This window comes from Lentisphaerota bacterium, from assembly GCA_016873675.1.
GTDB lineage: Bacteria > Verrucomicrobiota > Kiritimatiellia > RFP12 > JAAYNR01 > VGWG01.
The window spans coordinates 22,148-45,229 of record VGWG01000013.1 but is presented as its reverse complement, the minus strand read 5'-3'; the positions used below and the strand labels follow the sequence as shown (position 1 = coordinate 45,229).

Below are 23,082 nucleotides of genomic sequence, written 5' to 3'. Positions count from 1 at the left end.
ACCGACGAAACCGGCACTCTATAGGATGGCGCCGGGCGGAAGGGCGTGCCCGTTTGCGCCCCCTGACCACCCCAAAGCCCCCTCACTGTCGAAAAACCGCCTGTTTTCGGCCTTTTCTGGCGACTGGTCCATGGCTGCGGAGCGCGTGTAGGCGCAGGTTATCGGCGGCGACGCTCCTTAGGCGAGGATTTGGGTCGAAAAATCCCGCCGGGACCGGCCCCGGACACTTTCGCCCCGCCATGGAACTTGACATAAACGCCATTTATCCGTCCAGAACCGACACTCGTCGATCCTCGGAAAAGGCTGCTTGTACGTCCTATCCGTATCCGTCGTCCGTCAGTGGGACGGTGCGAGCACATTGGGATTTGAAGCCGCGATTTCGAGCAGACGCAAGGCCGCGCCGCAGGGCGAGCGGCGGCCGGTCTCCCAGCTTTTCGCCGTCATGGGCGATACATTGAGGAGATGAGCGAAAACCGTCTGCGACACGTTCAGTGTGTGACGCAAGGCGACGACTTTTTCGGGTGGCATCGGTGCCGCCTTTTTGGGCAGGGGCACGCGGGTTGTGCGCAGGGTGATTTTACCGCGTGCGTGCTGCAGCGTCTCGTCGAGAGCACCAAGCAGTTCGTCGGCGTCGAAGTCATATTCTTTTTGTTTCACGCTCATGGCTCAAACTCCTGTCTGATTATTGCGATTCGTTGGCGCACGGCTTTCTTTACGTCAGGCGGCAGATCCTCGAAGTCGTTTTTCGTGTAGACCATCAGAAAGACGATGGTTTCCGCACGCGTGAAAAGCAGGTACAGCGTCCTTGCCGCGCCACGCTTGCCCCTTCCGGGTAGCGACAGGCGAATCTTGCGCAGTCCGCCCATTCCCGGGATCACGTCGCCCGCATCGGGGTTAGCTGCGAGTTCATTCTGCAAGGCCCGGTAGGTCTCTTCGGCCCCGAGTTCGATGATCCGCTTTGTGAAGAGCGTCGCCTCTATGAACGTCAGCATGTCCGTCCTTTCAATCAGTGTACAATGTAATCTAATTTGCGGTTGTCGTCAATAGTGGTTTCCTTCGATCAGTGCGGCGGCTTCATCTGGTGGTACGCCATAGGTCGTAAGTTTGTTCTCGATTTGAAACCTGGACTTCCGCGCAGCGATCCATACTTCAACCATTTTCTGCTCGACCATGTTGATCTCTCCTCTGATGGTTACGTGGCAGGTGCAGACAGATCTCAGTGTGTGTATCTGGGACGGACCGGACGCATGTCCCTGATCGGGTCGTTTGAATCTGGAAATCAGGAAAAATGGGCGCTACGCGTTCTCTGTCCCCACAGACTCGATTCACATACCCACACACGCGCTTTCCCCGGATAACGCATCTCGAACCGTAGGTTGCCCAGCGCCACCGCGTTGGTCGTTCCGCTCGGGCCGGTGAGGCTCACCAGCGCGGGCGAGCCGTCGAGGGTGAAGCGGGTGGTGGTCTTGGGGGTGTCGGAGACCACGAGCTCGCGCTTACCGGGTTTCTCGAATGGCTAGAGTGCTGTTGGAGCATGAGATACACGCGGTTGCCGGTATCGCCGTAATAGAAGTCGCCGTTGTTTCCGTCCCACGCGGTGTTATCGGTCACGCCTGCGTAGAGGGAGGGGCGGTAGATCATGTATTGATTAGCCGGTCCGTTGAGGTCGGCCAGCGACCAGATGAAGAACGGGAACGCACCGCTATCCGGCGACAGATTGGCGCTGGGGAACAGGTAGCTCGACTTGGCCATTGGTGGCCGCAAGCCCCTGGGCGTCGTAGATCACGGCCATGAAGGTGTAGTCGCCGGACTGGGTGAACGTGGCGAGGGTGTCCTTGGCGGGATTGGAGGCGTTGGGCGAAAAAGCCACGTCCGCCGGACCGCTAGAGGATTATGTAATCATCGCCTCCTCATCCCCGTTTGATCAATCGCGTTGTTGCATCCTCTGATTGCTTCCCGCATGAAAAACCCGCTCCGGGTCCACCAGCGTGGAACACAAAATGAGCGGGACCGAATCAGTTGATGAGGCGATATTATAGCGGGGGGGGGTAAGTCAATCGTTTCTTTAAATATTTTTTACCGCCCCGTGGGTGATGCGGAGGGGATGGAGCGGGAGAGTCCCCACAGACCTAACTCCTGACTCCTGAATTCGAGGTGCGATGCAACGAAGTGAAATCGCGCCCAGCGGCGGACCGCTTACGTCGCGAGCACCCGTTGCCACTGCGCCTCGAGGCGCTTGGCCGAGGCGGGTGCGGCCGTGCCCAACTCTTGGGCAAAAAGCGAGATGCGGAACTCCTCGACCATCCAGCGGTAGTCTGCGAGGGCGGCGCGGTCGTGCGTGGCGTGCTCATCCCGGGCCGTGAAGGCGGTGTATCGATTCCAGAAGGGCGCAATCTCGGCCAGGCGCTTGAGGTCGGCCGCCGGGTTGGTTCGCAGCCGCTCCACGCGGATGCGCATGCCCTCTAGATAGCGCTGATAGTGCTGGAGATGACCCCAGGGTGTGGCGCGTATGAATCCGGGAAACACCAGCCAGGCGAGCTGGTCGCGCAGATCGTCTGCCGAAGCCGGATGCAGGGTCACGGCCACCGGCGCCCGCGCCGCCGCCCGTTTGGCTGGCTGGTGATGCGCGCCGGGATTGGGTTGGCGGTTGTAGGATACCAGCAGATCCGCGAAGGTGGCGAGGGCATCGGCCCGGAGGGGCGCTGATAACGGGGGGGACTTGACGGCCGCCGGACCTTTGGTGAAATCGCGCATAACCGATTCGGCGGTGTGCACCGATGGCGGTGCCGCAGCCGGAATCGGCCGCGCGTCGCCGCCGAGGTCACGTTCGAGGGTCTGCGCCGCATGGAGGACCGAGGCGCACAGACGCGCGATCTGCAGATGAGCGGCACCCAGTTTCGGACGGCCGAGAAGCAGACGTTGACGAAAGACGGCTTCGCTGCGCACGGGTGCCAGACCTTCAAGAAAGCAGGTGTGCAGGGCGGCCCGAAGGATATCCTCAACGAAAGATTCGGACGTGTACTCAAGGGCTGCGAGCGCCCCGCGCAGGTCTTTGGCTGGCGCGGACGAACGGCGGAGGGCGAGCGTGTCGGGGCCGAGGGCGAGCGCGATGAGCCGCAGCGTCCCCTCGGCATGGATGGCGGCGGCGGTCGCGGCGTCGGCAAACAGTCGAAGGGCGCAGGCGGCGGGTGACGCGTCGACCAGCGCGGGATAGTGGAGCATGGGCCAGCCGGCGCGGTCGATGTTGACCTCTTCTGGAAGATCGCCAAAACTCCAGTCGGTGATGCCGTCGCGGTGAAATCGGGAGTCGGTTCCCGACTGACTCGGAGCGGGGGCGGAGGGCCCGACAGAAGCGAGGGCAAAGGTTTTGATCAAGGGGTCGAAGGTGCGGCCGCTGCCGAGGATCTTGCCGTCGGAATCGGTCACCACGAAGCGGATGCGGAGCCAGTCGGGTAAATCGTCCTCGCGCCACGCATCGGCGGGGATGCGGACGCCGCAGACCTCGTACAGGGCGCGGCTAAGGGCTTGGTTCAGCGGTTCGCGACCGGGCGGCATGCGTCCGAGACAGCGGTCTGCGGTTTCACCGGGCGGAGCGACGAGGCGCCGGGTCTTGGAGGGGAGCGACGCGAGCATCCAGCGGATCTTCTCGGGCAGCGCGCCGGGGACGAGCCAGTCGGCTCGCCAGGCGCGGAGGCGCGACAGCAGGTCGGCGGGGACGGTGCAGGTGATTCCGTCGTCGGGCTCTCCCGGCGCATGGCGGTAGGTGAGTGGGATGGACTGGCCGTCGAGCGTAAGGGTGTCGGGAAAGCCCGTCGCGGCGCCGTCGGGCAGGGGGATTTCGGCGTCGGTCAGGCGGAGGGCTTCGACCTGCTCGGGCGAGGCCTGACGCAGCCAGCGGCGCAGTGCGTCGGCACTGAAAACGTCGGCGGGCAGGTGGGCGTCATAAAAGGCGTAGACGGCGTCCTCATCCAACAGGGACTGGCCGCCGCGGGTCTTGGCCTGGGCGAGGCGTAGGAGCGCGAGGCGGCTGAGGTTGTCGCGGATGATCGGCGGCGGGTTCGGACACTCTCCCGCGATCAAGCCGTGGCGGATGAACAGGACGCGCGCATCGGCGGGATTGATGCGGGCGTAGTCGCGCGTCCGGTTTTCGACCAGCACGAGGCCGTGAAGGGTGACCCGCTCGCGGATGCGGGCGAAGCCCTTGTCGGTGTCCCACCACGGCGAGTGGAAGGAGGATTTGCAGAGACGTCCGGCGATCGGCTCGATCCAGCCCGGGTCAATGCAGGCGGCGGTGCGGGCATAGAGACGGGCGGTCTCGACCAGTTCGCCCGCGATCACCCAGTCGCGCGAGACCGGCAGGGACGCGGGGGAGGGGCGCGCCGGTGGCGCGGTGGTGACGTCGGCATCGGATTTTTTTCGCTTGCCCGCCTGGCGCGCGGCCTTGGCAAGGCCGGAACCGGGAAAGAGGGCGAAGCGCAGACCGTGGGCGCCGCGGTAGTCGCCGGTCTCGGGGTCGCGCTTGCCGATATGCCCGAGCAGTCCCGCCAGCAGGGCGCGGTGAAGCCCCGCATCGCCGCCAGCCTCGGTCGCCGGATTCAGCCCGAGCGGACGCACCAGGTGCTCGAGCTGATCGCGCAGGTCGCGCCAGTCGCGCATTCGTGGAAACGAGAGGAAGTGGTCGCGGCAGAGGCGACGGGCGGTGGTGTTGGAGCTGAACCCGCCCTGTTCGTCGTACCAGCGCCAGAGGCGGAGCAGGGCCGAGAAGTCGGATGCGGGCGTCAGGAACTGGGCGTGCGCGGCGTCGGCTTCGGCCTGCTTCTCGACTGGCCGCCGGCGGGGATCGTCGCATTCGAGGGCGGCGACAACGATCAGCGCGTGGCGCAGTGCCTGCTCGGTGTCGGCGGCGAAGAGAATGCGGGCGAGGCGCGGCTCGAGCGGCAGGCGGGCGAGGCGCATGCCGAGCGGGGTGAGCGCGGGCGGGGACCGGGGATCGGCGGACGGCGCGCCAGGCCGGGCGTCGGGATGCTCGATAGCGCCGAGTTCGATCAGCTCGCGCAGGCCGTCGCGGATGGCGGCGGGCGGGGGCGGGTCGAGAAAGGGGAAGGTGGCGATGTCGCCCAGGCGCAGGTCGAGCATGGTCAGGATCACGCCCGCGAGGGAGGACCGGACGATCTCGGGGTCGGTGTAGGGCGGCCGGCCGGCCAGGTCGTCGGCGCTGTAGAGGCGGATGCACACGCCGGGGCCGAGGCGGCCGCAGCGCCCGGCGCGCTGGCTGGCCGAGGCCTGCGAGATCGCCTCGATCTGGAGGCGCTGGACGCGGGTGCGGGCGTTCCAGCGGGGGACGCGGGCGAGACCGGTGTCAATCACGGCGCGGATGCCGGGGAGGGTGACGGAGGTTTCGGCGACGTTGGTGGCGAGGATGATGCGGCGGACGCCGGGGATCGTCTTAAAGGCCCGCTGCTGCTCGCCTGCGGGCAGGGAGGCGAGCAGCGGGATGATAGCGGTGTCGGGGAGGCGGCGGCCGGCGAGGACGTCGGCGGCATCGCGGATGTCGCGCTCGCCGGGAAGAAAGACCAGCACGTCGCCCGGCGCATCGGCCGCGAGCTCGGCGGCGGCCTGGGCGATCATCCGAGGCAGGTCGGGGGCGTCCTCTTCGTCGGCAGGCCGGTAGCGGACCTCGACCGGGTAGAGGCGGCCGGGGATGGTGAAAACCGGGGCGGGCGCGCCGCGATCCGCAAAGAAGGTCGCGAAACGTTCGGCATCGAGTGTGGCGGAGCTGATGACCACGCGCAGGTCGGGCCGCCGGGAGATGATGCCGCGCAGGATGCCGAGGAGAAAGTCAATGTTGAGCGAGCGCTCGTGCGCCTCGTCGATAATCAGCGTGTCATACGCGCGCAACAGGCGGTCCTGGCGGGTCTCGGCCAGAAGGATGCCGTCGGTCATGAACTTGATGCGCGTCTCGGGCGAAAGACGGCGCTCGAAGCGGTGTTGGACCCCGACGAAGCCGCCCGGCTCGCCGCCAAACTCCTCGGCAACACGGGTGGCCATCGCGACGGCCGCGAGGCGTCGGGGCTGGGTGACGCCGATCAGCCCGGTGCGGCCGCGTCCGGCGGCGAGGGCGATCTTGGGGATCTGGGTGGTCTTGCCCGAACCCGTGTCGCCGCAGACGATCAAGACGCGGCTGCGCGCCAACGCATCGGCGATCGCCTCGCGGTGCGCGGTGATCGGCAACTCGTCGGGGAAGCGCAGGGGCGGACAGACAAACGGAAGGGCAGGGTTCACGTGATGTAAGAGGATTACACTGCGCAAGTGATGAAGCGCTGGTTGGTGATGATCATGTGAACGCGGATGTCGTGGGGTTCGAAGGGGAGGGGATCGTCGACGACCTGCCAGTCGTAACAGACGGCGATGATGGGGACGGTGCGGGCGGCCTGTGCGAGGATGCGGTCGTAGTACCCCTTGCCATAGCCGAGGCGCCCCCCGTGGCTGTCGAAGGCGAGGCCGGGGACGATGAAGCAGTTCACATCCCAGGGGAGGATCGGGATGCGGATGGACGGCTCACGGATGCCCCGGTGTCCGGTGATGAGGGGCATGCGCGGATCATAGGCGAAGAGACCGTAGGTTTGCGCCATAGGATCCCAGGCCGGGATGCACACCTCGCGTCCGGCCTCGAACACGGTCCGGAGGATGTAGCGGCTGGTGACCTCATGCGGGGTGCTGAGGTAGCAGCAGAACCGCCACGAACGGGCAAACGCAGCGGTTGAAGCGAGGCGTTCCGCGATGGCCTTTCCGGCGTCGCGGCGCGTCTGATCGTCAACATCGCGGCGGCGGGCCAGCATGCCGGCGCGGATCTCGTCCTTGGTCATGGCCGCTCCGTCTTCTCCAAGGCGGAGGCGATCCGCTCCATCCGCTTGCGGATGGTCTCCTCGTAGCCCTGATCGGTGGGTATGTAGTAATGCTTGTCTGCCGGAATGTAGCGCTGCTCGACGATGTGGCCTTGAAAGGCGTGCGGATACAGATAGGGGTGGTCGGCGGCGTCGTGGCCGATCGCGTCGAGGTGGAGGTTTTTGAGATGCTCGGGGATGGCGAGGACGCGGCCTTCGCGGACGTCGGCCAGCGCGGCATCGACGGCGAGGTAAGCGGCGTTGCTCTTGGGGGCCGTGGCGAGATAGGTGGTCGCCTGGGCGAGGATGATGCGCGCCTCGGGCATGCCGACATACTCGACGGCCTGGGTGGCGGAGACGGCGAGCGTGATGCCGCGGGGATCGGCGTTGCCGATGTCTTCGCTGGCGAGGATCATCAGGCGGCGGGCGATGAAGCGGGGGTCCTCGCCGGCTTCCAGCATCTTGGCCAGCCAGTAGACGGCGGCATGGGGATCGGAGCCGCGAACGCTCTTGATGAAGGCGGATATCGTGTCGTAATGGCCGTCCTCGTCGCGGTCGTAGAGAATCATGCGGCGCTGGACGCAGTCTTCCATCACGCTGCGGGTGATGTGGATCACGCCGTCGGCGCCGGGGGGCGTGCTCCGGGCGGCGACTTCAAGGGCGTTGAGCGCGCGTCGGGCGTCGCCTTCGCAAATGCCCGCGAGGCAGGCGACCGCATCGGAATCGGCGATCACCCGCAGCAGTCCCAGGCCGTGCGATTCGTCGGCAAGGGCGCGCAGGATGAGGCGGACGATGGACGGCTCGTCGAGCGGCTTGAGCTCGAACACAAGCGATCGGGAGGTGAGCGGCGAGTTGATGAAAACCTGCGGGTTGTGGGTGGTCGCGCCGATCAAGGTCACCGCGCCGTCCTCGACGTAGGGGAGGAGCACATCCTGCTGGGCCTTGTTGAAGCGGTGGATTTCGTCGATAAACAGGACGGTCTTCCGCAGGGCGCGCAAGCGCTTGGCGTTTTCACACAGGGCGCGGAGCACGGCGACGTTGGAGATCACGCCGCTGGTGCGCTCGAAGCGGCATTGCGTGGCTTTGGCGATGACCTCCGCGAGCGACGTCTTGCCGCTGCCCGGGGGTCCGTAGAAGATGAGATTGGGCAGGCGGTCGGCTTCGATCACCCGCCGCAAAAGCTTGCCCGGCCCGAGAATATGATCCTGGCCGACCACGTCGTCGAGTGTCTGCGGCCGCATTTGGGCGGCCAGCGGCGGACGCGAGGCGCCACCCGGCGCGGCATTCGCGTCAGCGACATCCAGCGTGCCCGAATCAAAGAGTTCCGCGTCAGACATGCGCTTAAAGTGCCATGAAACGGTGAAAAAAGCAAGCCGGGGGGTGTTAGCCGCTACTTGATCGAACGCACGACGGTATAATCGCGCCGGCGGATGGGTTCGGCCTGGCCGAAGAGCCGGGTCATGAAATCAACGTGCCAGTCGGTTTGCTTGGCGACGATCAGGCAGCGTCCGCCGGGCGCGAGCGCCTCGCAGGCGGTGCGAATGAACAGCTCGGCAATGGCGTAATCGCCGAAGTAAGGCGGATTGCCGACGGCGAGGGTGAAGCCGGTCCTTCGGGTCCCGGTGTCGGCGCATTCGAATGCGGGATCGGCCAGCCCGTTGGCGGCGGCGTTGGCGGCGGCGCACGCCACGGCGCGGGCGTGGCTGTCGAGAAAGGTGACGTGAAGACCCGGAACAACGCGGGTGAGGGCGATGCCCACCATGCCGCATCCGCAGCCGATGTCGAGCACGCGGTCGCCAGCCACCACCTCGCGGGCGGCGACCTCGGCGAGCGAAAGGCCACCGAGGTCGGGGCGGCGATGCGCGAAGACCCCGGGACGGGTCTGCAGGGTGAACGGCGCGACCCCAGGCAGGGAGACCTCGAACGAAGCGGAAAAATTACGGGGCTTGGGGAGCGGCCGGACGCGCGTCGCGCACGCCACAGCGATATCGGCGTCCACCGTCACGGCGGTTTTGCCGAAAATGGCCTTGAGCTGGGCGCGGAGCCATTCGGCGTCGCCCTCGAATCCGATCAGGCAGACGCCGCCGTCCGCCAGCCCCTCATGCACCTGCTCCAGAAGGTCGGTCACCAACTCGGTCGGCATCGCGTGGCGCGAGAGTTGGAGGACGGCGGCGTCGAAGGGCGGATACCGGGGAATGTCGGCCGCCGCAACGCATGCAATGCCCGCTTCGGCGCCGCTTCCGGCGAGTGTGCGGAGGATGATCGCCCGGTGATGCGTGTCGAAGACATGGGCCAGCACCTCGGTCCGAGGGAAGAAATGACGGATCGCGGCGGGCAGGACGCCGGTGCGGTTGCCTGCGACCAGGACGCGCGAGATGGCGCGGGGAAGCGTCGGCAGCCGCTCCAACAGCGCGCGTTCCGTGGGATGCAGCCCCGAGCGCGACCGCACCAGCAGGGCGCCGTCGAGAAATTGCTCGTCGCGGGCCAACGGCGGGAGGCGGTCGGTGGTGGTGAGCGTCACGGGCATCAGCAGATTCCTTCGGCGATGAGGCGGGGAAGATCGTCCAGGCGGTCGATGACCGGCCGGCAGGCGGCGAGCAGCCGCTCGCGGGATTGATGTCCGCGGGCGACGAGGACGCAGCGGCAGCCGAGTTCGGCGGCCACGTCGTGGTCATGAAGGGTGTCGCCCACGAAAAGCGTCGAGGCGGCGATGCAGCCGAGATCGCGGACGAGGCCGCGTCCGCGTTCGGCCTTGGAGAGCCCGTGCAGGTTGTCGGAGCCGAAGATGCGGGAGAAGCAGCCGGTCAGCCGCGCCTCGCCGATCAGGCGCTCCAGGATCGACTGTTCGCACGACGAGAGGATCGCCTGGCGGATGCCGCAGGCGGCGAGGGTGTTCAGAACGGGCCGGGCGTCGTCGAAGAGGCGCAGGTCGGGCTGCGCGAGATAGGCGTCGTGATAGTCGCGGGCCAGGCGCTCCCAATCCTCACGGGCCAGGTCGAAGCCGGCCTCCTGGTAATAGTCGCTGACCGGAAAGCCGAAGCGGTCGCGGTAGCGCGCCACGGTTTCGGGACCAAGGCCGCGGGGCGCCATGAGCGCGTTCAGCGCGTTTACCGAGGCGCAGACATCATCCAACAGGGTTCCGTTCCAATCCCAGATGATGCAGGTGACGCGGGTCCCGCCGGTACCGGGACGAGCCTGATCCGGAAACCCATTAGTGAAAGCCTGAGCCAAAAGAAACTCCCTTCGCGCGTCCGCCGCCCATGCGCTGGCGCCTGAACACCACGCGCCCGTATCGGTTGCGATTGTGCGACAGGTCGCCTGCGCTGTCAAGCGTTGAGCGGGGCCCACATGTCGGTTTCGACCGGGTTTCGACCTCGGTTTCGACGCGGCAGCGGTGGCGTAGGACATTCCCCGAATCTGGGGCCGCTCATCCGGGCGTGACCAGCCAGTCCCAGGGTAGGGCGAAAACATTTTCGGTGACGCGACGGGGACGGTCGGCCGCACAGACAATCAACCCTGGCGCGATCCGTTGGCCGGGATGGGCGGCGCGGAAGGCGTTGATCCCCGACGCGTCCCGCGGACGTGGATTGCTGGTCAGGCGGACCTCTACGGGATAGAGGCAGCCATCGGCCTCAATGATCAGATCGACCTCCGCACCCCCCGCCGCGCGCCAATGCCAGAAACCGGGCGCAAACGCCAGCGCCGAGGCCTGGCGGCGGATATCGCCAACCACGGCCGTCTCGAACAAGGCGCCCAGGAGCGGATGCCCGCCCAACGCCTCGGACGAGGAGATGCGCTGACCGTGGCAGATGAGTCCCGTGTCACCCAGATAGCCCTTGGGTTTGGCAATCACGCGTTTGACGGCATTCCCTTGCCAGGCGGGAATCTCGTGCCACTGGAAGGTCCCCGTGAGGACGTCCAGCCACTTGCGCGCGGTGCGGGGCGTCACGCCCATCTCGCGCCCAAACTGGCTCGCGTTCACCTCCTGCGCGCTCAGCGCCCCCGCCAGACGGAGAAACAGGCCGAACTGCTGCCAATCGCCGAGCTCGGCCAAGGCGCGCGCATCACGCTCGATGTAGGTACGCTGGTAGGCGTCCCAGAATGAGGCGATCCACGCGTCCTCCACCAGCAGGGTTCCTGGCAGCGAACCGCGCCACAGCCAGCGGTGGAGCCGCAGACCGGACCGCCGTCCGGCCTGATGGTCCATGAATGCGTCGGCACCCCCTAGCCAGAACGGAAGCCAGCCGCTCTCGGGCGCATCGGCGGATTCGGCCACACTCAGACCGTGGAGGTCGATGAAGACTGCCCGTCCAGCCAGGCTCTCCGCCAACACGCGCATGACCTGCCACTGCTGCGAACCGGTCAGGATGTACTGGCCTGGAAGGTCGCCGGCGCGGTCCACGCGGCGCTTCAGCGCGGCAACGACCTCGGCCGCATACTGGATCTCATCGAGGATCAGAGGCGGCGGGTGGTTGTCCAAGAACAGATCGGGATCGGCGCGCGCGCCTTCGATGTCAGTCACCGGGTCGAACGTGACACAATCCCATTCCGGAAAGAGATGACGCAGCAAGGTTGTCTTGCCGGTCTGTCGCGCACCGCTCACCACGACAACGCGGAAAGACTTGACGGCCCCCCTGACGCGGGATGAGAGTGATCTTTCCTTGAACATGCGTGCAGATTAGTACTTGCGGTAACAAACTGCAAGCAAAAAGTGTCTCGCTTCGCACTTACCCGCCTTCTCACCCCAACACCCCCGCATTTTATTGTGTATCTTTTCGTCCGTATGCTTCAAAATGTACATCCATGCCAAACGTAAGGGGTGATAGGGTGTTGCCTGATCTCATGGGGAATCCGCGGGCCTTTGAGGCGGTGCGGCTGGCGCTGGACGAGGATGTCGGGCCGGGGGATGTGACGACGCTGGCGCTGGTGGATCCGGATGCGGAGGCCGTCGGAGCGATCCTCAGCCGCGCGGCGTGCCGCGTGGCCGGAGGAGCCGTGGCGGCAGCCGTCCTGCAAGCGGTGGACCCGGACGTGGTCTGCGAGACCGTCATTGCCGACGGCTGCGACGCGGCGCCCGGCGCGACGGTGCTCGCGATCCGCGGACGGGCGGCGGCGATTCTGACCGCCGAACGGACGGCCCTCAATTTCATGCAGCGGATGTGCGGCATCGCGACACTCACGAGCCGTTTCGCCGAGGTCGTCAAACCGTGGGGGACGCAAATCCTCGACACCCGCAAGACCACGCCCGGGTTGAGGCTCTTCGAAAAATACAGCGTGCTATGCGGCGGGGGCGCCAACCACCGCTTCGGCCTCTTCGACCGTGTGCTGATGAAGGACAATCACCGCCGGCTCTGGCAGGGTGGCGATCCGTCGCGGCTGGATCTGGCCGTCGCGGCGGCGCGGCGCTGCTTCCCCGCGATCCCGGTCGAGGTGGAAGTGGAGAGCGTCGAGGAACTGGTCAGCGCGCTGCGTGGCAACCCCGACTGGGTCATGCTCGACAATATGGATTGCGCCAGGATGCGCGAATGCGTCCAGATCACGGCGGGCCGCGCGCGTCTGGAGGCCTCCGGCGGGATTACGCTCGAACGGGCGGCGGCGGTGGCGGCAACCGGCGTCGATGCGATTTCGCTGGGGTGCCTGACGCATTCAGCCCCCGCAGTGGACCTGTCGTTGGAATGGGCGGCGGTCTGATGGAAGGAGGCGACGCATGCGGTGTGTGGTGATTGATGTCGGCAACACGTCGACCAGCTTGGCGCTCTATGTGGATGGCCGTGTTTCGCGGTTTGCCCATGTGGCGGGCGGCGTTGTCAAGAATCCGGACGCCTGCGCCGCGGCGGTGCGGCGGGCCGCCAAAGGCGGGGTGTGCGGCGCGGTGCTGGGGTCGGTTGTCCCCGCGACGAACCCGCTGTGGCGCACGCTCGTCATGCGCGAGCTGGGATGCACGCCGCTGGTGGTGCGGGCGGGGATTCCGATGGCGGTGGCGATCGATTATCCGGATCCCCGGACCATCGGCGCAGACCGGCTTGCGAACGCGGCCGGCGGCGTGGTGAAGTACGGCGCGCCGCTGATCGTCGCCGACTTCGGCACGGCGCTGACATTCGATATCGTGACGCCGGCGCGGGGCTATATCGGCGGCGTGATTGCGCCGGGGCTGCCACTGATGACCGACTACCTGCACGAGCGGACGGCCCTGCTGCCGCACGTGGCGCCGGGCGGTGCGTGTCCGAAGATCGGACGCAGCACGCGCGGCGCAATCCAGATCGGCGCCCGGATTGGCTACCGCGGCATGGTGCGCGAGATTGTCGGCTACCTGTTGCAGACGCTGGGACCCGACGTCACACTCGTCGGAACCGGCGGTTTTGCCCGCTGGGTGCTGACCGGAATCGGCATGCCGTTTGTGATTGACCCGCACCTGACCGTGTTCGGGCTGGGGACCATTTTTGAGCAGAACGCGGAAAGCAAAAAATAAAGGAGGATTCCATGAAACAAACAAAACCAGTGGAAGTGGTTCTCGGCGTGACCGGTTCGATCGCCGTTTACAAGGCGGCGGAGCTGGCTCGGCTGATGATCAAGGCGGGGTGGTCCGTGCATGTGGTGATGACCGAGGCTGCGACCCGTTTCGTGACGCCGCTGACCTTCCGGACCCTCTCGCGCAACCCGGTCGGCGTGAGTGCGCTGGACGATCCGGAGGAGTGGATGCCGGGGCATGTGTCACTCGCCGAGCGAGCTGGCATCATGGTGGTGGCGCCGTGCACGGCCAACGTGCTGGCCAAGCTGGCTCACGGCTTGGCCGACGACCTGCTCACCGCCACCGCGCTCGCAACGCGCGCGCCGCTGCTGATTGCGCCGGCGATGAACACGGGGATGTGGGATCATCCGGCGACCCAGGCCAATCTGGCTACGGTGCGTGCGCGCGGCGCCGGGATTATCGAGGCTGCGGCGGGCGAGCTGGCCTGCGGCGCCAACGGCCCGGGCCGCATGGCCGAGCCCGAGGCGATTCTTGAAGCGGCGCGGCGGATGATCGGACATGGCCAACACGGACAGTCTTAAAAGGCCACGCGTTCGCAGCCGGATCCGATTCATGGATGCGGCGGCGTTGCGGGGGTGGTTGGATGCGGTCCGCGCGACGCCGGCGTGGGCGGATTGGAAGTGGCAGATGCGACACGCGCTCGATGCGGCGGATCTGGCGCGCCTCGGCCTGTTGGCGCACCCCGACTCAGCCGCAGCCGCCATCCGCTATCCGGCGCGCGTGTCGCCCTATTATCTGGCGGCGGGCGATTTCACCGATCCGGCCGATCCGCTGCGCGCGCAGTGGATTCCCGATGCTGGAGAGATGGCGGCGGCGGCAGGGTATTGCGCCGATCCCTTTGAGGAGGTCACCCATTCGCCCGTGCCCGGCCTGGTGCATCGGTTTTCCGACCGCGTGCTGGTGCTTGCGTCGGCGCGGTGCGCCGTGAACTGCCGTCACTGCACCCGGAAGAACGATTTTGAGAACCGTGCCGTGATGACCGATGCGGCGGGGCTGCGCGCGGCGGTCGCCTATGTCCGGGCCAATCCCGGCGTGCGCGAGGTGATCCTGTCGGGCGGCGACCCGCTGCTGGAGCGCGACGCGGCGGTGCTGCGGCGCGTCCGGGCCTTTGCCGAACTGGCGCAGCTCGATGCGGTGAGGATCGGCACGCGGACGCCGGCGACGCTGCCGATGCGGATTACCGACGCATTGGCCCGCGCGTTGGGCGCATCGAAAAAAGTGTGGGTCAACACCCAGTTCAATCATGCGGGAGAGCTGACAGCCGAGGCGGCCGAGGCGTGCGGGCGTCTGGTGGACGCGGGCATACCGGTGTCCAATCAGGCTGTGCTGCTCAAGGGCGTGAACGATTCGGTCGAGGCGCTGGCGCGGTTATGCACGGGGCTGCAACGGATCCGGGTGCGGCCGTATTACGTTTTTATCGGCGACCCGGTCGCGGGGACGGTGCATTTCCGCGTCACGGCGCAGCAGGCCGTGGAGATGGCCGATGCGCTCGCGCGGCGGATCGGCGGATTGGCCATGCCCCGCTTCGTCGCCGATATTCCGGGCGCTCCCGCCAAAACCGCCGTGCAGGATCTGGTGAGATAGGACGGGCCATGAGGTTGGTGTCATTACGACGCCCTGCAACACGGATACAGAATGAGCAAAGCATTACGCGCCAGCCTGCTTCTCGTCTGGCTCATCGCTTTTCCGTACTACGTTTTCAGTGTGCGCGGCCTGTCCGGATTCAAGACTATTGCAATCACACTACTCTTTGTGTGTGCGCTTTTCACTGCGATGTTCGTCTCACGAAACAACCGGTGTCGACTCTTCTGCGCCGACTTGACAGAGTGAGAAGGCTGACGTACGATATTGCGTACGAAAGGAAAGGGCTTATGACAACACTTACGGCCACAGAGGCTCGAAAATCCTTGTATGGCCTTTTGGATGACGTGGCGGATTCCCACAGGATCGTCCAGATCACGGGCAAGAGGAGCTCCGCTGTCCTTGTTTCCCATGACGACTGGCAGGCCATCCAAGAGACTTTGTTTCTCACATCGATTCCCGGAATGAGAAAATCCATTCAGTCCGGGATGAGGACTCCAGTCAGCAAATGCGACAAGGAGTTGAAATGGTGAACTGGACGCTTGTCTTTACCAAGCAAGCCCAGAAAGATGCAAAGAAACTTCGGGCTTCGGGTTTGAAACCACAGGCAGAACGGCTTCTCGCGGTTCTTGAGAAAGACCCGTTTCAGAATCCGCCTCCCTATGAGAAACTCGTCGGCGATCTGTCCGGCGCGTATTCTAGGCGCGTGAATATCCAACATCGGCTTGTCTATCAGGTTTTGGCTGACGTTAAGACCGTCAAGGTCATCCGGCTCTGGTCACATTATGAATGATTGGCGAACAACGCGGTGGAGGCGACGGGATGCCGCCGCTTCACCGCTGGCGTTGTGCTCAGAGGGGAACAGGGAAACGGAGTCATGCCCGAACGGCTTGCCGGCAAAGTCTATCGACAGCAGGCCCGTTCCTTGTTACTCGGCGCCGATTGCCGGCGTTTTCGGATCGGACGGGAGCGGAATCCAGGGCTTGTCATCAATCTCGTCCAAAAAGAGGCGGAAGAACTGTTCGCTGCTCGCGGGAAGCGCCAGTCCGTTGGTGGATACCAGACGAAGCTGCTTTCCGCAGACATGGGCCTCGTTCTTGTAGAGTCGCCCCCCCTGGCACACCCCGATACTGACATCGCCGATGTTCGGATCGTCATGGGCGGAGTGGCTGACGATCCAGACCCAGTCATTGGTGCCGAGGTTCAGCAGGCCCCGGCCGTTGATCTCGCAGCACAGGGCCTCGACCCCCTTATGTCCGGTCGGACGAAACCGGCCGGTGGCGAGGCCGGAACTCGGAACGAAATTCCGGAGTTCGGTCGCCGTCGTCTGTATCCACGCGTCCCGCACCTCGGGGATCGGTTGCCGCTTCCCGGCAGCGGCCGCGGAGGTGGCGGCTGCCAGAAGACAGAGCACCGCGCCGGTCCGTGCGACCGGGTGTTTCCATCGGATGGACAGTCTCGGAGTATTCATGCAGCATGCCTCTCACACAGGGACCCGGAATCGCTGACACACGGCGCTGGCGCCCGGGGCGAAGGGGGTATGCCGCGTCCCGCGGGTTTTTGACGAGAAGTGGCGGAGAGGGATGGATTCGAACCCCCGGTGCCCGTAAGAGCACACAGCATTTCCAGTGCTGCGCCTTAGACCAACTCGGCCACCTCTCCAGAAGGTGCGCGAAAACGCCGCCCTTTATAGACGGTCTGACGGAAATACTCAACTCAAAACGCTCAACGCAGCGATCTGGAATATTGACAATACCTGATCGGTCATTATATAGTGCTGCAAAAGGTGATCGATAAAGAATTAGAATGACGATAGCGACGATCATGGCGATCACGATCTTCTTGACCATGCAGGTCATCGCGCAGTTGTTTTTCAAGTGGGGCAGCATGGTAGAGGGCCGATGGTGGCGGGGGTTTCTCGGCGGCAACCTCTTCGGTTTCTCCAGCATCTGGCTTCTCATGCTCGTGTACCGATCCATGAATCCCAACGTCGCCCTCGGCATCTGCGGCGGCGGCTCGTTCCTGCTCGCGCAGTTGGCGTTGGCCGTGGTGTTCAAATCGGGCCTCTCGGTGACACAATGGGGTGGAGTTGCCGCGATCTTCGCCGGCATGATCCTGTTGGCGATGGGCAAGACATAATCCCAAGTCGCGTCCCCTCCATTCCCCGGTGCGGAAACGCCATCACCGAAACCGAATCCATTCAAGGTCGTGTAGTCTGGATTCAAGTTTTCATTGAACCCCGCGTCCCGTTTCATTATAGTCTGTACCCAACAAATCACGGGGCCTGATCTATGTTACGTACATTCCGAGTGCCGGTTCTTCTCGCCCTTGCCTGGTTCGCGTTTGCCTTGTGTCCGCCCCTTCGCGCCGGCATCGCCGATCAGGTGCGGCTCGATTTCTTCTTCTCCCCCGGGTGCTCCGAGTGCGAACGCGTGAAGCGCGAGGTGTTCCCCGAACTGGAGGAGCGATTCGCGGATTTTTACGAGCTGGTCGCGCACGACATGAACCAGGCGGAGACCATCCCCCTGCTGATCGCCTACCAGAATCGGTGCGACAATCATGAAAGCGGCCTCGTCTCCATCATCGTGGATCACACCGTGTTTCTTTCGGGCTATGAAACGATTGCCGCGACATTGCTGGATCGCGTCAACGCGGCCCTGGCCAGCCGCCAGTCCTCCAACTGGCGTCCTCCGGAGCCACCCCGGATGACAACGGACGAACAGCGCGACGTCGTGCAGAAGCGCGCCAGCGCCATGACCATTTCCATCGTGGCCATCGGCGGTCTGACCGACGGCTTCAACCCCTGCGCCATCTCCACGCTCATCTTCTTCCTGAGTCTGCTGACCGTCCTCAAAGTCAGCAAGCGCACCCGCCTGCTGGTGGGCATTTCATTCATCACCGCCTCGTTCATCGTCTATACCGGCCTCGGGCTGGGCTTTTTCTTCGCCCTCCGGCGGGTGCCCAATTTCTACGCCTTCAAGAAATACGTTGAGATCGCCGTCGGCCTCGGCATGATCCCTCTCGCCGTCCTCTCGTTCCGGGATGCCTTCCGCTTTAAGAAAACGGGTCGCGTGAATGATGTCACGCTCCAAATCCCCACAGGCATTAAGACGCGCATCCATGCGGTCATGCGTAGTGGCCTCGGCTTCGGGGGACCGGTCATCAGCGGCTTCCTCATCGGCGCGGCCGTCACCATTCTCGAGAGCGTCTGCACCGGACAGGGCTACCTGCCGGTCCTGATGTATCTGGTCAAGCACGACACCTCCCGGCTCTACGCCTGGCTGCTTCTCGTCTTGTACAACCTGCTCTTTGTCGTCCCCCTTGCCGTGGTCTTCATCTGCTTCCATCGCGGCATGCAGATCAATCGCCTCCTAGACTGGAGCCGCCGCAATCTGGTGGTGGTCAAAGTGATTTTGGGCCTGTTCTTCAGTGCCATCGCGATCCTGCTGCTGACCGGCTGGTGAGCGCGGTTCGCTAGACGCAACGCGCGGCCAGGACCGATCGATAGACGGCCTCGGTGCGCGCGACCATGGCGTCGTCGGTCAACTCGCGGCGGGCAAACGCCCAGAGCGCTTCAAAAGACGTTCCGTATGCGGGCAGATCGGCGAGCGCGGTGTTGAGTGTGGCGGCTAGAGCCGCTGGATTTTCGGACGGCACCAGCGTCTCCGGCGGTAGAAAACCCAGCATCCCGCCCACGGCCGTCGAAACGACTGGACGCCGCGCATGCAGCGCTTCGATCAGCACCAGCGGCAGCCCTTCGCGCCGCGAGGCGATGACCATCAAATCAGCCGTCCGGAGCAGCGACTGGACGTCCGCACGAAATCCGGCAAACGTCACGCGGGAAGACACGCCCAGCTGGCGGGACAGCGATTCGAGTGCGGTGCGCTCGGGCCCCTCGCCGACAATCAGCAATCGCGCGGACGGGACCTCAACCCACGCGCGCAGCAGCACATCAAAACCCTTGACTGGAACGAGACGGCCAATCGCAATGACGAGCGGAGGCTGGTTGGCAGGCCCAGGGGCTGGAGGATCATCCGACAGCGGCACGCCGTTCATGACCACATCAACCGGAAGTCCGGCGAGGGCGTTGGCGACCGTCCGGCTCACGGCAATCACGCGGTCAAACGCCCGCAGGAAGGAGGTTCGCCGTTTCAGCCCATGCACCGTGGTCACGCGTACGAACGCGTCAAACAAACGGGGGACGGCGATCAAGGTCGCCGCTTTGCTGCCGTGCGCATGAATGAGGTCGGGGGCGATCTGTTTGATCAACCGCCGCAGCCGTATCAGGGTCAGCGGATTATACCGACTGGACAACAGCCCGTTGAAGGGGATAACGCGCACGTCTGGATGAAACTTATCCAGAAACCAGTCGGCCGCCACCACGGTGACGGTCTGGTTCCGACACAGCCCGTTGCAGAGGGCAATCAGGTGGTTTTCCATGCCGCCCGCTGCCGCGCTCGCGATAATATGGCAACTATGCATGTGTGCCCTGTGACAATCTCATGCGGGTTAAGAAGCAAAACGCAACCGCTACACATCGACAACAGCCACGATGCTGTTTCTGAGCAACGGATGTCTCGCGTAATAGTGATTTTTCAACACGGTCCACGATTTGATCGTTCCACTGCGGCACGTTCGCATCTCCTTCACGCGCAAGCCGGCGGCCGTGATGACCTTGGCCAGCGTGTAGGGGGTGAACCAATACCGATGATCGGAGTTGATCACTTCGCAATTCTGCCGCACGGCCCGATGGTTCTCCCGCGCAAATCCATTGGGCACGGTAATGATCATTTCAGCCGCAACACCGTTGAACCTGCGGGCGAATGCGGCCAGGAAGTCCACCGGATTGTTTTGGTGCTCCAGAACATCCGGAATGAGCAGGCAATCCCAGGTCCGGGAAAAGATATCTGCGCAGTCCTGCTTGAGGATATCCAGACACGCCACGTCCTGATAGCCGAGGACGTTCTTCACGTAGTCGACCCCCGGCTGATCGATGTCCAACCCATAACACCGGGATGCCACGCGGCAGAGCGCCTCATGCAGCCATTTGTTCTTCTTTAATTTCTTGTCAACCGATTGCGGGGTGTGATCCACAAAGCCGAGATGAATGACGTGCTTTCCACGACATCGGTCTTCGAGGATATGAACGCGCGTCTGGTAGATGAAATCACGCGGGTCCAAAACAAAGCGAGCCCTCAAACTGTTGGTATACTGACGGCCGTGCAGATAAACCAGATCGTCGGGATGAATAATCATTTCACGTCCTCACTTTTCTGACTCAGAACAAGCGTCGTGACACGGGGCGCCTCAATCGCGCGAAGGGTGTCGTAGAGGCGGTCAACAGTTTGAAAAGCGGCTTCGATGGCGCGCGCATCGCTGCTCCACGGCAGGGCTTGAAGCGGATAGCCGAGCAACTCCAAGACCCCCTCCATTTTATGCGTGTTGCCTCGAAACGGGACAAACGGCACGCGATGCATCGCCGCAAAAATGTTCGGATGCTGCCTGCCGCCGACGATCAGATGCGCCTTGGCGACGACCGCCATGGCCTGTTCATACCGGACCGGCGGCTGGATGATGAGAAAGGGATGCTTCCGCCTCAGCGCTTTCGCCAGGGCGATGTCGGTCTTCGCGTTTGCCAGGAACACGATGGGCATCGCGTAGTGGGCGCGAATGCACGTCAGCAGGCGATCCATCGTGCGCGTGGATGACTTGCTCAATGCCGATGACCCGGTCACGCCGATGAAATGAGGCGGAAGATTCAAACCGGCCGTGAGCGGTTCGATCTCCGACTCCGAGAGCCGGGGGAGCGCATACACCGCATCCGGAACGAGCTGCGCGCGGACCCCGAGGCCGACCAGTTCCCGGAAGGAGACGGGCTCGCGGGCGCTGACGTAATCGAGCGTGCGATAGACGTGTGCAACCACCTCCCGGGCCAGCGACTGCCGGCCCAGGTCCACCGTTTGATTCAACGCGCTGACAAAGCACCCCGCGTGCTTGAAATACCACAGCATGCCCATGAGGCGAATCAAATGGCCGGACTTCGCATGAATGGCTCCCTCGCCATTAAAACAGACGGTGTCAAAACCCTGAAAAAGCGTGAGCGGGATGTTCAGGCGCCGCAGATTGCGCGCGACACCAGCCGCATCATCCGCCAGAATCGCTCGGGCCAGGTGATGCTCGAAAAGAGACCGAATGGGCGCGAGATGCTTGTAGGGCAGCTTGGGCACGTCCAGTGGAACGAACTCCGCATGCGGATAATTCTGCGCCGCCAGCCGCTTCAGACCGGTGGAGGTCGCCTGTCCGCCCCAGTTGATCGCATTGAACGAGTTGACAAAATAGGCTATGCGCATGAGTCCTCCGTCCGAATCCAGGGGCTGAGCTGGGCGGCAAGCTCCGCCGTGGTGTCCTTTTCCAGCACCTGAAAATAGGAGGCGACGTCCCGTTTTGGATCGAGCGTGTGCAGGGAGCCGATGGCGACCGGCTTGATCCGGCGGGCGTCGGCATGGGATTGAAGAAACGCCTGATAGAACGGTTGCGGCCGGACCTGTTCGGGTATGAGGGAATAGACGGGTTTGCCCGCCGTCATGGCTTCGGTGATCATCGATCCGCTGTCCGCAGTGCAAAACACCAGATCTGCGGCACCGAGAAACGACGCGACAACTTTCTCGGGGCGGTGATTATAGTACGTGGCATACGCTACGGCCGGGCAATCACCGAGCACCGATTTCAGCACGCGCTCGAGCTTCAATCCGGTGCGGCGAGACGTGGTAACGAGCAGCTTGACCTGATAGTCCCGAGCCAGCGCGAGAAGCCCGTGGGCCAACTGCTCCAGCGATGCGGCGTCATAGTGATACCCTGCGCCATCACCCCCGATCAGCACGCACCAGACCGTTTGATGTTCCAGCCCGTGGGCCGTCCTGAATTGCTGGCCCTGCTCCAAGATCCGCGCCCGGTCCGTCAGCAGGGGAATAAAGGGCACGCGGATGTTGTTGTTGTGAACCGAGGCCGCGCCCAGCGAGAAATACACCGTGAAGAGGGCAGGATTCAGCCCCCTCAACGCGCTGCAGTACATGTTTCTGAGGCCATGACGCTGGGCCAGCCAGACGTTCAGGAAGGAGGTGTCGCCGCCGCTCGATATGACCCAGTCAAACGGCTGTGTCGGGTCGAGGTGCTGAGGCTCGCACATTTGGTACACGAGTCCCATCAGCCGGCGTTGCGTGCCTGCGGGAATGCGGCGCAGAAGGGTCGGCCGGTTCAGCAGCCATCGTAACGGATAGCGGATCATTTTCAGGCGGAGGCGGACCTGAAGCACGACCGATTCCGCCGCCACGATTGTTTGGATGGCCTTGAACACCCCCATGCTGTTGGTCACGTGGCCGGGCTTGTTGTCGGAAAGAATCAGGCATCGAATAACTGGCTTCATGCGGCACCCTCCGCGTTTGAGCAGAGGTCAAGAAGCCCGCGGGAGATCCATTCATGCCCCTGCGCGTTGATGTGCGTGTCGTCCAGATACAGCGTGTCGCGATGGGTGGCAAACCAATCGTAGGTGTCGAGCGCCTGGCAGCGGGGATGCGCTGCCGCAACGTTCCGCAGGGCGTCGTTATAACGTCGGATGGCGGGATTGCGCGATTCATTCCGGTTCGGCACGGTTTCAATGAGCAGGATTCGGGTGTCGGGCCGGCAGGCTTCGATGATCTGGGTCAGCCTGCGCGCATACTCCTCCACCGGCACGAGCGGCGCGCTACCCAGCCAGGTGTTCAGGCCCGTCTGACGACAGAGCTTCTTATAGCGTTTGACAACTTTTCGACAGAGTTTGCGGACCAGATTGTCGGGATAGTACAGGACATAGGGGGCGTAGGCAAAGGTTTCCCAGGAATCCACAAGTCCGTATTGGAGAGTCACGATGGTCGTGTCATGCGTGTAGAAATCACGGAAGAAATAGGAGGCCTCCCGCATGGTGGACATGGTGTAGCCACAGTTGCGCACGACTCCGCCAAGAAGCTGCGCGAACCGCTCCGGATAGGCATTCCCTTCGCACGGAGCGATGCCGCAGGTGTTGCAATCGCCCAAACTGAGAACGGATTCCAT

Annotated in this window: 23 protein-coding genes and 1 tRNA gene; 8 read left to right on the top strand and 16 right to left on the bottom strand. The window is 64.1% G+C overall.

Features of this window, described 5'->3' with window-relative positions; all coding sequences use genetic code 11:
* Positions 1 to 336: 336 nt before the first annotated feature.
* The 9 genes from FJ222_03365 to FJ222_03325 all read right to left on the bottom strand — a co-directional run bounded on the left by FJ222_03365 (position 337) and on the right by FJ222_03325 (position 11,553).
* Entirely contained in the window at positions 337 to 663 is a 327-nt protein-coding gene (locus tag FJ222_03365) for an XRE family transcriptional regulator (protein ID MBM4163465.1), read from the bottom strand.
* A complete protein-coding gene (locus tag FJ222_03360) occupies positions 660 to 989 on the bottom strand; it encodes a type II toxin-antitoxin system RelE/ParE family toxin (protein MBM4163464.1) in 330 nt (109 codons plus the stop codon). Before FJ222_03360 ends, FJ222_03365 begins: the two co-directional genes overlap by 4 nt.
* 290 nt (positions 990 to 1,279) lie before the next feature.
* Complete coding sequence (locus tag FJ222_03355) at positions 1,280 to 1,486, bottom strand: hypothetical protein (protein ID MBM4163463.1); 207 nt, start codon at positions 1,484 to 1,486, stop codon at positions 1,280 to 1,282.
* A gap of 710 nt (positions 1,487 to 2,196) precedes the next feature.
* Positions 2,197 to 6,282, bottom strand: coding sequence for an ATP-dependent RNA helicase HrpA (gene hrpA, locus FJ222_03350; protein ID MBM4163462.1), 4,086 nt, complete (start codon positions 6,280 to 6,282; stop codon positions 2,197 to 2,199).
* 14 nt (positions 6,283 to 6,296) lie between these two features.
* Entirely contained in the window at positions 6,297 to 6,866 is a 570-nt protein-coding gene (locus FJ222_03345) for a 5-formyltetrahydrofolate cyclo-ligase (GenBank protein MBM4163461.1), read from the bottom strand.
* Positions 6,863 to 8,221 carry a replication-associated recombination protein A gene (locus FJ222_03340; GenBank protein MBM4163460.1) on the bottom strand — a complete coding sequence of 453 codons (1,359 nt, stop codon included), beginning with the start codon at positions 8,219 to 8,221 and terminating at the stop codon, positions 6,863 to 6,865. The genes FJ222_03345 and FJ222_03340 overlap by 4 nt, the downstream gene beginning before the upstream one ends.
* A gap of 53 nt (positions 8,222 to 8,274) precedes the next feature.
* Entirely contained in the window at positions 8,275 to 9,411 is a 1,137-nt protein-coding gene (locus FJ222_03335) for a methyltransferase (protein ID MBM4163459.1), read from the bottom strand.
* Positions 9,411 to 10,355 (bottom strand): HAD family hydrolase, encoded by a 945-nt coding sequence (locus tag FJ222_03330; GenBank protein MBM4163458.1) that lies wholly within the window; start codon positions 10,353 to 10,355, stop codon positions 9,411 to 9,413. Before FJ222_03330 ends, FJ222_03335 begins: the two co-directional genes overlap by 1 nt.
* Positions 10,312 to 11,553 carry an ATP-binding protein gene (locus FJ222_03325; GenBank protein ID MBM4163457.1) on the bottom strand — a complete coding sequence of 414 codons (1,242 nt, stop codon included), beginning with the start codon at positions 11,551 to 11,553 and terminating at the stop codon, positions 10,312 to 10,314. The genes FJ222_03330 and FJ222_03325 overlap by 44 nt, the downstream gene beginning before the upstream one ends.
* Positions 11,554 to 11,726: 173 nt before the next feature.
* Here FJ222_03325 and nadC point away from each other — a divergent pair, with 173 nt between their 5' ends.
* The 6 genes from nadC to FJ222_03295 all read left to right on the top strand — a co-directional run bounded on the left by nadC (position 11,727) and on the right by FJ222_03295 (position 15,787).
* Positions 11,727 to 12,575 (top strand): carboxylating nicotinate-nucleotide diphosphorylase, encoded by an 849-nt coding sequence (gene nadC, locus FJ222_03320; GenBank protein MBM4163456.1) that lies wholly within the window; start codon positions 11,727 to 11,729, stop codon positions 12,573 to 12,575.
* A gap of 16 nt (positions 12,576 to 12,591) precedes the next feature.
* On the top strand, positions 12,592 to 13,353 hold the full coding sequence (locus FJ222_03315) for a type III pantothenate kinase (GenBank protein ID MBM4163455.1): 762 nt from the start codon (positions 12,592 to 12,594) through the stop codon (positions 13,351 to 13,353).
* 11 nt (positions 13,354 to 13,364) lie between these two features.
* Positions 13,365 to 13,934: a phosphopantothenoylcysteine decarboxylase gene (locus FJ222_03310; protein MBM4163454.1), complete on the top strand. Its 570-nt coding sequence runs from the start codon at positions 13,365 to 13,367 to the stop codon at positions 13,932 to 13,934.
* Positions 13,912 to 14,997, top strand: coding sequence for a KamA family radical SAM protein (locus FJ222_03305; GenBank protein ID MBM4163453.1), 1,086 nt, complete (start codon positions 13,912 to 13,914; stop codon positions 14,995 to 14,997). Before FJ222_03310 ends, FJ222_03305 begins: the two co-directional genes overlap by 23 nt.
* Before the next feature lie 287 nt (positions 14,998 to 15,284).
* A complete protein-coding gene (locus tag FJ222_03300) occupies positions 15,285 to 15,527 on the top strand; it encodes a type II toxin-antitoxin system Phd/YefM family antitoxin (GenBank protein ID MBM4163452.1) in 243 nt (80 codons plus the stop codon).
* Complete coding sequence (locus tag FJ222_03295; protein MBM4163451.1) at positions 15,521 to 15,787, top strand: Txe/YoeB family addiction module toxin; 267 nt, start codon at positions 15,521 to 15,523, stop codon at positions 15,785 to 15,787. The genes FJ222_03300 and FJ222_03295 overlap by 7 nt, the downstream gene beginning before the upstream one ends.
* Before the next feature lie 135 nt (positions 15,788 to 15,922).
* Here the strand turns inward: FJ222_03295 and FJ222_03290 are convergent, their stop codons facing one another.
* Both FJ222_03290 and FJ222_03285 read right to left on the bottom strand, forming a co-directional pair.
* On the bottom strand, positions 15,923 to 16,465 hold the full coding sequence (locus FJ222_03290) for a hypothetical protein (protein ID MBM4163450.1): 543 nt from the start codon (positions 16,463 to 16,465) through the stop codon (positions 15,923 to 15,925).
* Positions 16,466 to 16,565: 100 nt separating this feature from the next.
* Positions 16,566 to 16,656, bottom strand: a tRNA-Ser gene (locus FJ222_03285).
* Positions 16,657 to 16,800: 144 nt separating this feature from the next.
* Here FJ222_03285 and FJ222_03280 point away from each other — a divergent pair.
* Positions 16,801 to 17,133 carry a hypothetical protein gene (locus tag FJ222_03280; protein MBM4163449.1) on the top strand — a complete coding sequence of 111 codons (333 nt, stop codon included), beginning with the start codon at positions 16,801 to 16,803 and terminating at the stop codon, positions 17,131 to 17,133.
* 152 nt (positions 17,134 to 17,285) lie between these two features.
* Positions 17,286 to 18,458 (top strand): hypothetical protein, encoded by a 1,173-nt coding sequence (locus FJ222_03275; protein ID MBM4163448.1) that lies wholly within the window; start codon positions 17,286 to 17,288, stop codon positions 18,456 to 18,458.
* Positions 18,459 to 18,468: 10 nt separating this feature from the next.
* Here FJ222_03275 and FJ222_03270 read toward each other — a convergent pair whose 3' ends face one another.
* Genes FJ222_03270 through FJ222_03250 form a run of 5 tightly spaced genes read right to left on the bottom strand, consistent with a single transcriptional unit; the run spans position 18,469 to position 23,082 of the window.
* Positions 18,469 to 19,476, bottom strand: coding sequence for a glycosyltransferase (locus FJ222_03270; protein MBM4163447.1), 1,008 nt, complete (start codon positions 19,474 to 19,476; stop codon positions 18,469 to 18,471).
* 48 nt (positions 19,477 to 19,524) lie between these two features.
* Positions 19,525 to 20,250, bottom strand: a complete 726-nt coding sequence (locus FJ222_03265) for a hypothetical protein (protein ID MBM4163446.1) — start codon at positions 20,248 to 20,250, stop codon at positions 19,525 to 19,527.
* A complete protein-coding gene (locus FJ222_03260) occupies positions 20,247 to 21,344 on the bottom strand; it encodes a polysaccharide pyruvyl transferase family protein (protein ID MBM4163445.1) in 1,098 nt (365 codons plus the stop codon). Before FJ222_03260 ends, FJ222_03265 begins: the two co-directional genes overlap by 4 nt.
* On the bottom strand, positions 21,335 to 22,417 hold the full coding sequence (locus FJ222_03255; GenBank protein ID MBM4163444.1) for a hypothetical protein: 1,083 nt from the start codon (positions 22,415 to 22,417) through the stop codon (positions 21,335 to 21,337). Before FJ222_03255 ends, FJ222_03260 begins: the two co-directional genes overlap by 10 nt.
* A complete protein-coding gene (locus tag FJ222_03250) occupies positions 22,414 to 23,082 on the bottom strand; it encodes an SGNH/GDSL hydrolase family protein (GenBank protein ID MBM4163443.1) in 669 nt (222 codons plus the stop codon). The genes FJ222_03255 and FJ222_03250 overlap by 4 nt, the downstream gene beginning before the upstream one ends.

Coding starts and splice junctions, on each gene's coding strand:
- FJ222_03275 (MBM4163448.1), top strand. CDS start 17,286: ATGTTACGTACATTCCGAGTGCCGGTTCTTCTCGCCCTTGCCTGGTTC.
- FJ222_03310 (MBM4163454.1), top strand. CDS start 13,365: ATGAAACAAACAAAACCAGTGGAAGTGGTTCTCGGCGTGACCGGTTCG.
- FJ222_03295 (MBM4163451.1), top strand. CDS start 15,521: ATGGTGAACTGGACGCTTGTCTTTACCAAGCAAGCCCAGAAAGATGCA.
- FJ222_03255 (MBM4163444.1), bottom strand. CDS start 22,417: ATGAAGCCAGTTATTCGATGCCTGATTCTTTCCGACAACAAGCCCGGC.
- FJ222_03335 (MBM4163459.1), bottom strand. CDS start 9,411: ATGCCCGTGACGCTCACCACCACCGACCGCCTCCCGCCGTTGGCCCGC.
- FJ222_03260 (MBM4163445.1), bottom strand. CDS start 21,344: ATGCGCATAGCCTATTTTGTCAACTCGTTCAATGCGATCAACTGGGGC.
- FJ222_03340 (MBM4163460.1), bottom strand. CDS start 8,221: ATGTCTGACGCGGAACTCTTTGATTCGGGCACGCTGGATGTCGCTGAC.
- FJ222_03345 (MBM4163461.1), bottom strand. CDS start 6,866: ATGACCAAGGACGAGATCCGCGCCGGCATGCTGGCCCGCCGCCGCGAT.
- FJ222_03330 (MBM4163458.1), bottom strand. CDS start 10,355: ATGTTTTCGCCCTACCCTGGGACTGGCTGGTCACGCCCGGATGAGCGG.
- FJ222_03365 (MBM4163465.1), bottom strand. CDS start 663: ATGAGCGTGAAACAAAAAGAATATGACTTCGACGCCGACGAACTGCTT.
- FJ222_03280 (MBM4163449.1), top strand. CDS start 16,801: ATGACGATAGCGACGATCATGGCGATCACGATCTTCTTGACCATGCAG.
- FJ222_03290 (MBM4163450.1), bottom strand. CDS start 16,465: ATGAATACTCCGAGACTGTCCATCCGATGGAAACACCCGGTCGCACGG.
- nadC (MBM4163456.1), top strand. CDS start 11,727: ATGGGGAATCCGCGGGCCTTTGAGGCGGTGCGGCTGGCGCTGGACGAG.
- FJ222_03250 (MBM4163443.1), bottom strand. CDS start 23,082: ATGGAATCCGTTCTCAGTTTGGGCGATTGCAACACCTGCGGCATCGCT.
- FJ222_03325 (MBM4163457.1), bottom strand. CDS start 11,553: ATGTTCAAGGAAAGATCACTCTCATCCCGCGTCAGGGGGGCCGTCAAG.
- FJ222_03270 (MBM4163447.1), bottom strand. CDS start 19,476: ATGCATAGTTGCCATATTATCGCGAGCGCGGCAGCGGGCGGCATGGAA.
- FJ222_03300 (MBM4163452.1), top strand. CDS start 15,285: ATGACAACACTTACGGCCACAGAGGCTCGAAAATCCTTGTATGGCCTT.
- FJ222_03315 (MBM4163455.1), top strand. CDS start 12,592: ATGCGGTGTGTGGTGATTGATGTCGGCAACACGTCGACCAGCTTGGCG.
- FJ222_03305 (MBM4163453.1), top strand. CDS start 13,912: ATGGCCAACACGGACAGTCTTAAAAGGCCACGCGTTCGCAGCCGGATC.
- FJ222_03265 (MBM4163446.1), bottom strand. CDS start 20,250: ATGATTATTCATCCCGACGATCTGGTTTATCTGCACGGCCGTCAGTAT.